The following is a 13,261-nucleotide window of genomic DNA, read 5'->3' on the forward strand; positions in this document are numbered from 1 at the left end:
TCAGATACTGATCGATCAGCCGGCAGCCTTCTGTTGCTTGCCTGCCGTCTTCTTGGTTTCGCCGTTGGAAGCGCCGCCGGACCCCGTCGCTTCCTTGTTCTTCTTCTCCAACTCGCCCATTGCGTTTCGCGCGAAGACCTGCTGCTCGGTGGACGCCATCTGAGCACGGCCACGCCCGAAGAACGTCACTGCCCACGACAAGAGCGTCGAGGCGCGTGAACGGAATCCGACGAGGTACAGGAGGTGAATTGCCAGCCAGGCGACCCACCCGATGAAGCCGCTGATCTCGAGCTTGCCGACTTTCGCCACCGCACTGAAGCGCGAGATGGTTGCCATGCTGCCCTTGTCGAAGTACTTGAACGGAACTCGTTCCGACGGCGACTTACCGTCCAGTGAGGCTTTGATCTGCTTGGCCGCATACTTGCCGCCTTGCATGGCGACCTGCGCCAATCCGGGGAGCTTGTCGAGCGACATCATGTCGCCGATGACGAAGACGTTGGGGTGTCCGGGAAGCGACAGGTCAGGATTGACCATGACGCGGCCGGCACGGTCGGTTTCGCCGCCGCTCTGCTCTGCGAGTTGCTTGCCGAGCGGGCTCGCCTGAACTCCGGCGGACCACACCTTGCACTGTGACTCGATACGGCGCAGCGTGCCGTCCTTCTCCTTGATGATCAGACCGTCGTTGTCGACATCGGTGACCATCGCGTCGAGCTGGATCTCGACGCCGAGCTTCTCGAGCGTCTCGGCCGCCTTGCGGCTGAGCTTCCCGCCGTACACGGGCAACACTGCAGGGGCACCGTCCAGGAGCACGACGCGGGCTTCACGTGGATCGATCTTCCGGAAAGCGCCGTCGAGCGTGCGACGGGAAAGCTCGGCGATCTGTCCGGCCAACTCCACCCCGGTGGGGCCGGCACCGACCACGACGAAGGTGAGCAAACGCGCGCGCTCCGCAGGATCGTCCGACAGCTCGGCCTGTTCGAACGCGCCGAGGATTCGTCCGCGCAGTTCGAGGGCGTCGTCGATCGTTTTCATGCCGGGTGCGAACTCTGCGAACTGATCGTTGCCGAAGTACGACTGACCGGCACCTGCTGCCACGATCAGGCTGTCGAACGGCGTCACGGTGACGCGTTCGAGAAGACGCGAGGTCACCGTCTGGTTCTCGAGATCGATGGTCTCGACCTCGCCGAGCAGGACCTGGGCGTTCTTCTGCTTGCGCAGCACCAGTCTCGTGGCGGGAGCGATGTCGCCGACCGAGAGGATGCCGGTGGCAACCTGATAGAGGAGCGGCTGAAACAGATGGTGGGTTGTACGCGCGATCATCGTGATGTCGGCATCGGCTTTTTTGAGAGCCTGAGTGCCGAACAGTCCTCCGAAGCCGGAACCGATCACCACTACGCGGTGGCGGTGCGGTTCAACCGACTGGATGCTCATTCCGTACTCCTCGAGTTCTAGGCGACAGTCCTACGGTAGTCCCACCGCGCGCGAGCTTCTCTGTGAGCAGCCCGGCAAGCGCAGCCGTGTCCGAATCGATCAAGCAGCCTCGAGTGTGATCACTCCCGATGCGATCCGCTTCGCCGAACCGGGGGTGATCACCACCTTCGTCGAGGTGCGGCTACTGGCGGACCGACAAAATGAACAGCGCGATGCACCCGCCGACGAAAACCAGGATCGACAGTGCCACCGACGCATACCCGACACCCACTCCAATTGCTGCCCAGTCCATGTGCTCAACCTCTCGTGTATTGCAATCTGGGGGTCAGATCACATTTGCCTGGTGTCATCACACCTCATCGACCCCTACTTCCGAAACCCGGCACGCCCAACCATTGACATGCAAGTAAATGCTTGCATATTGTGAAGTGGTGGACGACCGGATGAATGCAGTGTTCAAAGCGCTTGCCGATCCGACACGGAGGCTTCTTCTGGACCGCTTGTTCGTAGTCAACGGACAGTCACTCGGCGAGTTGTGCGACAGCCTCGACATGAGTCGGCAGGCAGTCACCCAGCACCTTGACGCGCTGGAGGATGCAAATCTGATCAGCACGGTCAGGCAGGGGAGATCCAAGCTCCACTATCTCAATCCCGTTGCGCTCGAAGAAATTCGAGAGCGGTGGATCAACAAATTCGAGGTACCGCGCCTGAACGCGCTCAGTGCCGTCAAAAGACTCGCGGAGGAAGCCATGGCCGACAAGCCCAGTTTCGTGTACGTCACCTACATCGCCAGCACGCCCGAAAACGTGTGGAAAGCACTGACGGACGCCCAGGCCACAGCGGAATACTGGGGACACAGCAACGTCTCCGACTGGCAGCCCGGATCGACGTGGGAGCACCGCCGGATCGACGGTTCGAACATCGCCGATGTGGTCGGCACCGTAGTCGAGAGCAACCCCCCGTCGAGGTTGGTCACCACCTGGGCCGACCCGAACGGCGAACCGGGCGTCGACATCTCGCGGGTGAGCTTCGACATCGAAGCATTCGACGCGATAGTGCGCCTGACCGTCAAACACACCGATCTCGCCGACGAATCGGCCCGGATGGAGGTTGCCGGCGGATGGTCTGCCGTGTTGTCGAACCTGAAGTCTTACCTCGAGACCGGAAACACTCTTCCCGTGGCACCGTGGGAGATGCCGGTCGGTTGACGGTTGTCGACCAGGACAAACGCGCGGTACGGCCGGGAAGAGTTCGCCGTACTCCTGCCCGAACTGTCGGTCCAGTCCGGTCTCAAATCCGCATAACCGTCAAATATCGGCGCGTTCAGTCTGTAAAGTTGCCAGATGGATGCTAGCGTTTGCTCCGACATCGAGTGAGGACGACCTCGTCTCGCAGGCAGGGGAGAAACGCTATGGGCGGCGACGCTTTTCAGAATGTTCCGGTTGATCGACGCAAGTTCGTCAAGACAGTTCTGGCGGCCTCGGCGGTAACTGTGCCCGTCGTGACGTCCATCAGCCTCGGTGGTGCGGCACCGGCCTTCGCAGCCGGTGACACGCCCAATCTTTCCGGAGCGCCTGGTCGTGGCCAGCAGAATCCGAGTCAACCAGGCGGTGAGCAGCCCGGCGGGAATCAACCCGGTGGCAATACTCCCGGAGGGAACGAGCCGGGCAATCCAGGGTCGTCGGGAAGTTCAGGGTCGTCGGGTAGTTCGGGTAGTTCCGGGAGTTCGGGATCGTCGGGAAGTTCCACAGGTTCCGGATCAACCGGTAGTTCCACAGGTTCGGGTGGAACTACTACAGCCAAGCCAACCGGCCCCACCGCGCCGACGGAGCCGACTGTCCCCACTGTGCCGACCGTGCCGACCACGCGCACCGAGCCGACTGTCCCGACTGTCCCGACTCCGCCGACAGATCCCACCGAGCCTGCGTAACCGATACGACGCCACTGGTTACCAGGGAGCACACCGATGACCGAGTTCGACGTCGCCTTGCACCGCGCTCTGAAGAACCTTCAGAGCGCGGGCCCAGTCAAGGTGAAGGAGACTCCGCCGCACGGAAAGCCGGCTGATCTCACTATCGCAATTGCGACCTATGACGATTTCGACGGCGCATACTTCACGATCCACTCGATCTTGGTTCATCATCGGGAGATTCTGGACAGAGTCGAGTTCGTGTTGCTGGACAACAATCCCGAAGGATTGCCGGCGCCGATGCTCGAATCGTTTGCGGGGTACATCGATCGGTTCCGCTACATTCCGTTCACCGACGTTCGATCGACTGCGGTGCGGGACGTGCTGTTCCGCAAGGCAACCGGAAAGTATGTCCTTGTCCTCGACTCGCATGTGATCCTGGCACCGGGATCGTTGTCGGCGCTGCTGACGTATTTCGACGCAAATCCGGAAACCGCCGATTTGATCCAGGGACCGATGCTCTCCCAGGATTCCTCACACATCGCGGCTACCCACATGGACCCCAAGTGGCGCAACGGAATGTTCGGCTCGTGGGGAGTCGATCCGCGCGCGAAGCAGCACCCCGACATGCCTTTCGAGATTGTCATGCAAGGCCTCGGCGCTTTCGCCTGCAGGCGTGAGGCTTGGCCGGGATTGAACTCGCACTTCACCGGATTCGGCGGTGAAGAGGGATACATCCACGAGAAGTTCCGGATCAACGGCGGCAAGGTCGTCTGCCTTCCGGCATTCGGTTGGCACCATCGATTCGAGCGTCCCGCGGGTGTTCCGTACCGCATAAATTGGGAAGACCGCGTTCACAATTACCTGCTCGGGTGGAACGAGGTCGGTTGGGACATCGATTCGCTCCATCGTCAGTTCTCCAAATACCTCGGTGATTCATATCCCGAGATTCGTCGCCGTGCCGAGTTGAGCGTCCAGCGACCCGACCTGGCCTTTGGTGGGGTGATCGTTCTCAGCGACGACCGCCGAGTCGCTCCCTGGCGTTCATGCCTGGCGGAGGCCGCGTCGATCGAACTGACCGTTCACCGTGCCATTCCGTCGCAGGACGACGGTCTGGACGGGTGGAGGACGGCGTCTGCGTTCGTCGCCGGACTCGACAAGGCAATTCTGCTGGGCTGGAAGTCTGTGGTTTTTCTGGACGAGGCGCGCGTGATCGAACCCGCCCTTGCGTACAAACTGCGAAACATTGCCGACGACCTCCCCGCTGAGGCCGATTCGGCTGTCGTCCACGCGCACGGCGAAGACCTGGTCGGGGCTGCACTGGTTGTTCGTGCGGCGGCATACCGAACTTTGCGAGACGAACTCTCACTGAGCATCAGCGGATCTCTGCCATCAGATTTTTCACTGGCAACCTATCTGCTCGAGCGGGGCGCAGTCGACGTCGTGCTCGATTGCTCTCTGTCGCCGGTGCGAGTACTTGGAGAGCCTGACCCGGTTATCGAGGATTCGAAGTCGGACCTCGGTGTTGTCGTCGTGAATCTCGATCTCGACATCGACAGGTGGAAGGCGTCCTGGCATCGATTCATTCGCTTACCGCGCGTGGCAGCGGTGGAAAGAGTGGCGGCTTTCGACGACGCCACGAATCAGGATGCCGCCTTTGCCGTCTCGTGGCGTCGTGCGGTTGCTCGCGCTACCGAGAAGGGCTGGGATTCGGTCCTCATCACTGCCGACGACGTGAATGTGCTGGACGCATCGGCGTCGATTCTGGAGCATGCACGTCGAGAGCTCGACCTCCGCCCCTGGGATGTCGTCCAACTCGGACACGACGCGAAATCGGGGGACGGAGCGCTGCTCGACGGTTCGGCGATGCTACGCACCAGTCCCGAGAACCGTGGAGTTCACGCTGTTCTCGTTCACTCGCGCGCCTTCGAGCGAATTCTCGACGCGATTGCGGATCCGGAGGCAGATCCCGAAGCATTCGGAAAGTGGGCGGGTCACCACCGAACTCTGGGCGACTACCTGGTGGAGGCGAATGCCGGGGGAATGCTCACCTGTCTGACACTCGCCCCCGGCATCGCCTCCACCCGCAGCCTGCTTCGTTCGGGCGCAATCGAATCCGAATACTCACGACGCTTCTCGCTCTGACCTCACCACCGACACGAACATCGGATTCGCCGCAACAAGGAGGTATCTTGACCGAACTACTCGAAGACGCGAGGCCCCAACGCTCACAGGCGGTGGAGAGCAACGATCTCACCGACGGTGTCGTGCTGTACGACAGCTCCAGCGAAGTTGCCCATCACCTCAACCCCGTCGCGACTTTGGTGTGGGAACTGTGTGACGGCCGGACCGTCAGTGACATCGTCCAGGCGGTCGTTGAGGTACTCGAGATCCCCGTCCATGATGCGGAGTCGGTAGTGAACGAGACCTATGGACAGCTGAGCGCCTCGCGTCTGCTGGTGTGAGAATCCAGTGACAGGCAACCACGTACCGCAATTCCGGGCGCACTACCTGTGGGTTGATGCGATTGTGCGCGGCCCCGCCATCCCTGAACTCGGTGTCGTCGAGCATCGAATTGCGAGCCCCTGGCCTGCGGGATACGACGTCGGAGTCCGGATCGAGCGAAACCGATCGACGTTCGGGCTCTGGGACGCCACCATCGAATCGACCATCGACGGCAGCAGTGACACGCTGACCGGTCTCGACGCCCTCCACCTCGCAGAGAACGTGTACCGCAGCGTGCACCGGGATGTCATGAAAGCCGCCCATGGCGAACAGTGGACTCGCCTGCACGCTGCTCTGGTCGACTGCGACGGTGTGCGAGTGGCAATCGCCGGACACTCCGGCGCCGGCAAGACCACCTTGGCTCTCGCCCTCGCTTTACGGGGCGCACAATTGCGCGCTGACGAAGGCGTCTTCATTCGTGGCACCGAATCGGTGGGCTTACCGCGTCGAGTTCACCTCAAAGCGGGTACGTTCGATGTTCTCCCCGAGGTCAAGGCACACGATTCGCTGTATCTCCCGTATGCCCCGCCGGTGTGGGCGCTGGACCCGTCAACTCTGTCGATACCGCCAGACGCCGACTCGGCGGTTCGCGGAATCGATCTGGTGCTGATTCTCGACGGTTGGGACGAGGGGACGACACGCATCGCACCGATGCCTGCAGCCCAGGCGATACAGTCACTGGCCGAGCAATCAGCCCTGTGGTCCGACAATCACGGATTGACTCTGAGAAACACCGCTGCTCTACTCTCGAATGCCCCGTGCTACAGAATGATTCGGCATCACGGCGATACCGGCGCCGACGCCGTGGAGAAACTGGTGGCGTCATGCGTGACACCCGGTACCTGATTTCCATGCTGGACTCCGAGCACGGGGCCGACCTCATCCGTTCGTGTTCGCCGCAGGATTGGCCGAGAGTCATCGACACCGCTGCCAGGCACAAGGTGTTGCCGCTGCTGGCCGCCCGCGCAGTCGACGCCGGCTTCGCCTCAGTCCTGCCTGCGAGTTTCGCGGAAATGCTGTCGGAGTCCGGAGCTACCGCGTCGAGTCCGGAATTGACGCTGAGCCTTGTCCATCACCGAAACGCGCGTCGTATCGCGGACCTCGACGCGCAGCGCGTAGAACTGCAAGAGTTGTTACACAGCAGCGGATTTCCAACGGTCGCACTGAAAGGTGCTGCCCTTCTCGAGCGAAGAATCTGGCCGAATCCGGCAGCACGACGGATGACGGACATCGACCTCTTGGTCGTCGATCCCGCACACGCCGTTCCGGCCAACGACGCGATCCTCGACTTCGGCTATCGAATGGTCCGCCCGGACGAGGTGGTGGGGGATTCCATCGATCGCGACGATCACCAGGAACCTGCGCTCCTGCGCGACGACCGTCACGGCTCCGTCGAAATTCATTCGCACTTGCTTCCGCGGTTCGCTCGTCATGCGTTGACCCGGGAGGCGGCGGTCCGAGGCATCAGCACGGGGACCGAAGGATCAAGACTCGAGATTGCCGATGTCACGCTGCATGTCATCGCTCACGCGCGACTCGCCGATCGGGCCTTGATTCGCGCCGATTTGTCGTTGAACAGCGTCTTCGACGTGGGGTACCTGCTCACTTCCGAACCGGAACTCGCTGTGACGCTCTCCAGACGCCAGTTGCCACGCGATGTCCGTCGGGCGGTGAACGTCCACTGGGCGGCGGTGGAATCGATCTTCGGCGTCAGTACCGGAGTGACGACCATCTCGGCGCGTTGGCGGTGGCAATGGACGCTGTGGTTGGCGGATCGCCCGCGGCTGCACTCGCTGTACCGCGATCTGGTTATGGTGCCGCTCTTTCTCGACCGTGATCGGCTCTCCATCCGGGACGGGTGCGACCTACGCGGATGGGACTTGGCGCGCGCACGCGTGTCTCACTTCCTCCGTCTTGCGAGGACTGCCGTCGAGGATGCCGGGGGAGCAGCATGAAAGTCCTCATCACCGGCGGAGCGGGATTCATCGGAAGCACCGTGGCGTCGAAGTGCGTCGACGCCGGGATGGATGTCATTGTCCTCGACAGCCTGCTGACCGGCCGTGCCGAGTTTGCACACCGATTCCCGTTCTACTGCGGTGACATCGCGGACGAGAAACTGCTCGACAGGATATTCGCGGATCATCCCGATATCGATGCCACAGTTCACTGTGCGGCTCTGATCGTGGTCGGAGATTCCGTGAGCAGCCCGGCGCGGTACTACGAAAACAATGTCTCCAAGTCACTGACGCTGGTCTCGAGTGTCCTTCGGAACGGGTGCAAGCGTTTCGTATTCAGTTCCTCTGCGGCGGTGTACGCGCCGAGCGACGGTGGATGTGTCGACGAACATTGGCGGATCGAACCGCAGAGTCCCTACGCGCACAGCAAAGCGCAGTTCGAAACGATGCTCGACGACATCGTGGCGGCCACAGGTTTGTCGGCGATGTCTCTCCGATACTTCAACCCTGTGGGGGCAGATCCCGAACTGCGAAGCGGAACAGCATCGGCACGCCCCACACACGCACTCGGAAAGCTGTTCGAATCATATTCGACACGAACACCTTTCAGAGTCGCGGGGACAGATTGGCCGACGCGCGACGGGTCCGGCGTGCGCGACTACGTTCACGTGTGGGACCTTGCGGACGCTCATGTTCGCGCATTGGAAAGCTTCGACCGGATCACCGCTGATTCATCACGCCTGACTGTGGTCAATGTGGGCAGTGGGCGGGGAACCACGGTATGGGAACTCATTCGCACCTTCGAGAACGTGCTCGGCAAAAACATCGACGTGGTCGTTGCAGCCCGACGCACCGGTGACACTGCCGGCGCCTACGCGTCGAACGATCGTGCGTTGCGACTACTCGGGTGGGTGCCGACGTTCACCCTGGAACAGGGGATCGAGGATACCGCACGGTGGCTGGCAGTGCGGCCGCACCTGCTGAATTCGGTGTAGCCGAACGTCAGCCCATCGGGTCGCCGTCAACGGTGATGTTGTTGCTTCGTAGCCAGAATGTAGCGTCTGGATCCCACCCGGCGAGTACGGTGGCCCCCGAGTTGGCCGACAACGGGATCGCGATGCCTGGCGTGGTCAGATAAGCCATCAAGGTCAGGTGGACGGCGTCGTAATCTGCGGCCACCGAAACCCAGTCCGGAATGAACCAGTCACGGTATTCACCGGTCGTGTCGTACCAAACGGAGCGTCGTGAAGCGGGCACTCGCAGGGGATAGGTATCGACCAGATTCGCCCAGTCCTGCGGACCAGTGATCTCGTAGATGCGGGGCGCGCCGTAGATCCTTACCGGCTGCACCCGAGCTTCGTTCGAGGAGCTGTCTTCTTCGAGAAACACCCCGAGGGCCCCGATACCGTCGCGGGCCCTGGTTGTTTCGGTGGTGCCGTTGGCAAAAGGGATAGACCACCATTCGCCTCCGATGTGGCGGTCCGGATCTTCGATCTGATATTCCAGAAACTGACGTTCGTTGTCGAGTGCCTCAGCGCGCCACTGTTCGAGGCCGTCCTTCGTGGGGTAAATCCGCAGGGGTAGGCCCGACCAGCCGTAAATGGGGTTTCGCTTTTCAACCAGATTCTGGTTCAGGCGGTCGATCGGCTCGGTCCACCAGGCGGTGTGTGGCGAGTCGAGTAGTGCTCCGGCAATCGGTCGCAGCGCCGCTGCGACATCCGGCCGGACGAAGATCAGGTCTTCGTCGTCCGGCGGCTCCCAGTAGCGTGCACAATCCACGGCATACGCAAGACAGTGCAGAATCTCGAGTTCCGACATTTCTGCGATCGCGCGGACATCAACAGCGTCGAGAACTTCGAGCGCATGTTCCGGCGATTGAGGCCAGTGTCCACCGGACGTGCGTGCGCCGGCGCGGCATGCGTAACCGACGTTCGCACAGAAGCGACGGCCACGTGGTGAACCGAGGATGAGCGCAACTAAATCCATGTGGGTAAAGCTAGCGGACAGGCTGACGGGGGACGTTCGAATAACCATTACTTGACATAATGTAGATTATCGGCGAATTGCCGACCTGGGGATATCGGCCCATGGTTCGTTTCCCGCATCCTTGTCGCACGTCACCTTCGTAGGTCGATCCGTAGGTGTATTTGCACACTGCTCACGTGCTTCCGTCCTGACTTGCCGGACACCTTGCGTGCGGTGATCATCTCGAGTCGGCTGCCCGCCGGCAGGCTGCCTTGGATTGCTACTGACCTCAGGTGGCTGTTTGGTGGCTGCCTAGTAACCTTGCCGCTCAGGTGGCAAGACCACTCGACAAGCCGTCTGATGCGGATTGATGACAATGAACGAGTCTGGGCCACCTCCAGCCACACCATCCTAATACGTCACTGTGACGTATTGAGTTGGAATCGCTGGAGGCGGCGCAGGTTCATTGTCATCGCCGCGGACTACTATCGCCGCATGCGTTGTATTCGACCGGCCGCTCATTGCCGGTGGCCACGATGAGCGGCACCGACAAGGCTGTCCAACGCTGGCTCGCAGTGCCAGACCAATTTGACCGATTCACACGATTCCTGCGCGACAACGGAATTCTGATGCCGACTCGGATAGGCATCGGCGTGTTGGTGTTCATCCTGGGCGTCACGATTCTTCTCAAGCGTCTGGGCACACACTCGGTACAAGCCATCGGATTTCCGTTGGACGTCGTCGTCGCAGTGCTCGTGATGATCGGCGGTACAGCGTTGCCGTTCACCGCGACCACCCGGGAACGGTCGTATCTTTTCGTCATCGCGGGCGACTTCGCTGTCGCGGTGATCGTGCTGGCGGAGGCCAATCCGGATCAAAGGCTGCTGGGATGCCTCGTCTTCGGACTCGTCGGATCGTACATAGCGTTCTTTCACAATCTTCGAGCTCAGCTGTGGCACTTGCTGTTTTCCGGGGCGGTCATCGTTGTTGCGAGCATCGGCGTATTCACCGATGTACCTTCCGGCCTCTCAGACGTCCTGGGACGCATTGCCTTTGCCATTCCTGTCATCACCGTCATACCGGTGGTCACGCAGATTGCTCTGGCGCTCCTGAGCAACGACGCTCAAAGCTCCGAACTCGATCCGTTGACGGACCTGTTGAATCGACGCGGACTGTCACGGCGGACTTCCGAACTCCTGCAAGCGAAATCCGGCCTCGACCAGTCCTTGCTGGTGGTGGTGATCGACATCGACAATTTCAAGCACTTCAACGACACCTACGGTCACGACGTCGGCGACCGCGTCATACTGCGCACGGCCTATCGACTTCACGACTGGGCCAGATCGGACGCAGCAATCGCTCGCGTCGGCGGTGACGAGTTCGTCGTCGTGCAGATGATGCCGTTGCCGTACGTCGGCGATTTACTGGCGCGGATCGCCCCCATCATGAACTCCCCCACAGGCGAACCACTCTCGACGACGAGCATCGGCATAGCCATACACAACGGCGCCTGGCCGGACGTGCAAGCAGCAGAAAGCGGCCTTCGCGACCTCCATCGCCTAGCCGATTCGGCGATGTACGAAAGCAAGAGAATGGGCGGAAACCGCGTCCATTCCATCGTTCTCACCGATCAGCAGCCACAGCAGCCACAACGGTCAGACGGACGCTCAGTCCTCTGATTCGTCGATCAGATGCATCGCGGCTTCCTCCGCCGATGCTGCGCCGCCGTCGATTCCGACGTCTCCGGCAACGAGTTCGCTTTCCTCGTCCTCGTATCGGCCCTCGTCTTCGGCAACGAGACGCCCGACGCGGCGATTTCCGACTTCGTCGCCGTTCGGGAATTCTTCCTCTCGTTCGAATTCGTCGGCATCTGCCGGATCCTTCAGGGGATCTCCCAGCGACGCGTACGGATCTGGTTCTTCTTCGGCAAGTCGCTCGTCGAGGGTCTCCCCCGCCGATTCCTCGCTGCCGGTCAACCCATGAGCGTCCAGTCCGAGTGGGCGCTCGGGTGGTGAGATTCCCTCGTCGAGAATGTCGTCCACGCCTCGATCGATCAGGGTGTCTTCGGGTTGAAGTTGGTCGTCGGGATCGAGACTGTAATCGCCATTGCCGGCCGCGCCGGTGTCATCCGTGTCGCTCATACGATCAACGATGCCACGGGCACACCGAGTTGGCCATGTGCCGCGCCTGCCCGATACATCACTCCGGAGACATTCAGCACGAACGTGGGGCCGGCACTCCGTCGAATCGGTCCTGCAGGTACTCGAATGCGGTGGGCAGACCGAGGACCGCCGTGGTGAGGTGGTCCGGGCTGGGGAACAGCTGAGATTGAACCGTGGCTCCGGCGGCGCAGTACCGCGAAATCGTGTTGACCACTGAATCGGTGGGGATCAGAACGTCGTCGGGCGTGTGCCATTCGAATACCGGGGCAGTCGGCACACCGGGATAGAGTTCGACGCTGTTGTCGTCCATCACCTTTCGCACTTCAGGACTGGACAACAGGGAGGTCGACGTCGACACCTGAGAGGCACTGCGCCCGGCACCGACCCTCAGGATGTCATTGGTGCACGCGTTGGTGAATTCGGCCCGCATCGACCGACCGAGGTCGTTGAGCTGGTTGCTCAGCGGAAGAAGGTCGGGATACTCGCGTTCGAGGCCCATTGCTGCGGCGAACGCGAGGCCGAATGCCGGGTGCGGATCCTGTCCGAGGCCGTTGGCCATCTTGGACAGATTCATCGGAACGCCGCCTTCGGCTACGCCGACGAGGTTGACCTCGGGTGCGTAGCTCGGGGCCAGTGCGGCCGCCCACGCGGTGGCCATACCACCGCCGGAGTAACCGGCAATACCGACAGGGCTGGCGCCACTACGCAATTCGGGGACTTTCTGAACGGCGCGGATACCGTCGAGCGTGACCTGTCCGCCCAGGCGCGCGGCGCCGTACGCGCTGTTGGGTCCGAGATGGTCGGGAAGGGCAATGGTCCATCCACGTTGAAGCGCGACGTTGAGGATGGGCGCTTCGCGGATGACGATGTTGGGATCCGACGCGTAAAGCGCGCGAGATGGCGCACATCCCGTTCCGAGTGCGTTGACGATGTGCTGATAGGAGAGCAACGGTCCGTCTTGCGCTTGATTCGGCGGGACCAGGATCGTACTGACCGCGGCAATCGGCTTGTTCTCGGAGTTCGTGGACCGATAACTGACCTGCCAGATCGCGACACCAGGGAAGGTCATCAGGTCAGGGGCCCGGCGCACGGAGATCGGCGTGCCGGCGACCCCCTCGGCCGCTGCTTGCGAATAGAACGGGTCCGGGTCAGGTGCCGGATATGCGGGATCTGCCTGTGCAGTCCCTCCGGAGAGCAGTGCGGCAGTCAGTGCAGCGGCAGTCAGCATCGATCCGGTAAACACGCGTCTGGTTCGCAGTTTCAACGTTTTCCCCTCGTCCGGACCCACCCGGGGTCCATCACCCTGTGTGTTTCACTCATACCCATGTCGAACC

At 61.5% G+C, this 13,261-nt stretch carries 12 protein-coding genes; 7 read left to right on the forward strand and 5 right to left on the reverse strand.

The annotated features are described in order from the left end of the window. Window positions 1-15: 15 nt before the first annotated feature. Window positions 16-1,431: an NAD(P)/FAD-dependent oxidoreductase gene (locus I7X09_RS24050; RefSeq protein WP_200314007.1), complete on the reverse strand. Its 1,416-nt coding sequence runs from the start codon at window positions 1,429-1,431 to the stop codon at window positions 16-18. Between the two features lie 410 nt (window positions 1,432-1,841). Here I7X09_RS24050 and I7X09_RS24055 point away from each other — a divergent pair, with 410 nt between their 5' ends. Beyond that, window positions 1,842-2,639 (forward strand): ArsR/SmtB family transcription factor, encoded by a 798-nt coding sequence (locus I7X09_RS24055; RefSeq protein ID WP_095970132.1) that lies wholly within the window; start codon window positions 1,842-1,844, stop codon window positions 2,637-2,639. 421 nt (window positions 2,640-3,060) lie between these two features. Here I7X09_RS24055 and I7X09_RS24060 read toward each other — a convergent pair whose 3' ends face one another. After that, entirely contained in the window at window positions 3,061-3,348 is a 288-nt protein-coding gene (locus I7X09_RS24060) for a hypothetical protein (protein WP_200314009.1), read from the reverse strand. A 49-nt stretch (window positions 3,349-3,397) separates the two neighbouring features. Between I7X09_RS24060 and I7X09_RS24065 the strand changes: the two genes are divergently transcribed. The 5 genes from I7X09_RS24065 to galE are packed head-to-tail and all read left to right on the forward strand — an operon-like array spanning window position 3,398 to window position 8,795. Continuing rightward, window positions 3,398-5,485, forward strand: coding sequence for a glycosyltransferase (locus I7X09_RS24065; protein WP_200314011.1), 2,088 nt, complete (start codon window positions 3,398-3,400; stop codon window positions 5,483-5,485). Window positions 5,486-5,532: 47 nt separating this feature from the next. Further along, window positions 5,533-5,805, forward strand: a complete 273-nt coding sequence (locus I7X09_RS24070; RefSeq protein ID WP_095970129.1) for a PqqD family protein — start codon at window positions 5,533-5,535, stop codon at window positions 5,803-5,805. A gap of 7 nt (window positions 5,806-5,812) precedes the next feature. Next, window positions 5,813-6,691: a hypothetical protein gene (locus tag I7X09_RS24075; RefSeq protein ID WP_234036697.1), complete on the forward strand. Its 879-nt coding sequence runs from the start codon at window positions 5,813-5,815 to the stop codon at window positions 6,689-6,691. Further along, window positions 6,670-7,800: a nucleotidyltransferase family protein gene (locus I7X09_RS24080; protein WP_200314013.1), complete on the forward strand. Its 1,131-nt coding sequence runs from the start codon at window positions 6,670-6,672 to the stop codon at window positions 7,798-7,800. Before I7X09_RS24075 ends, I7X09_RS24080 begins: the two co-directional genes overlap by 22 nt. Continuing rightward, complete coding sequence (gene galE, locus I7X09_RS24085; RefSeq protein ID WP_200314015.1) at window positions 7,797-8,795, forward strand: UDP-glucose 4-epimerase GalE; 999 nt, start codon at window positions 7,797-7,799, stop codon at window positions 8,793-8,795. The genes I7X09_RS24080 and galE overlap by 4 nt, the downstream gene beginning before the upstream one ends. A gap of 7 nt (window positions 8,796-8,802) precedes the next feature. Here galE and I7X09_RS24090 read toward each other — a convergent pair whose 3' ends face one another. Continuing rightward, window positions 8,803-9,786, reverse strand: a complete 984-nt coding sequence (locus I7X09_RS24090) for a hypothetical protein (protein ID WP_200314017.1) — start codon at window positions 9,784-9,786, stop codon at window positions 8,803-8,805. A gap of 515 nt (window positions 9,787-10,301) precedes the next feature. Between I7X09_RS24090 and I7X09_RS24095 the strand changes: the two genes are divergently transcribed. Continuing rightward, a complete protein-coding gene (locus I7X09_RS24095; protein ID WP_200314019.1) occupies window positions 10,302-11,444 on the forward strand; it encodes a GGDEF domain-containing protein in 1,143 nt (380 codons plus the stop codon). Here I7X09_RS24095 and I7X09_RS24100 read toward each other — a convergent pair. Next, window positions 11,433-11,906, reverse strand: coding sequence for a DUF5709 domain-containing protein (locus I7X09_RS24100; RefSeq protein ID WP_124568580.1), 474 nt, complete (start codon window positions 11,904-11,906; stop codon window positions 11,433-11,435). The genes I7X09_RS24095 and I7X09_RS24100 overlap by 12 nt on opposite strands. A gap of 73 nt (window positions 11,907-11,979) precedes the next feature. Next, on the reverse strand, window positions 11,980-13,155 hold the full coding sequence (locus I7X09_RS24105) for a lipase family protein (protein ID WP_200314021.1): 1,176 nt from the start codon (window positions 13,153-13,155) through the stop codon (window positions 11,980-11,982). Window positions 13,156-13,261 lie beyond the last annotated feature (106 nt).

The organism is Rhodococcus sp. P-2 (genome assembly GCF_016598535.1).
GTDB classification, from domain to species: domain Bacteria; phylum Actinomycetota; class Actinomycetes; order Mycobacteriales; family Mycobacteriaceae; genus Rhodococcus_F; species Rhodococcus_F baikonurensis.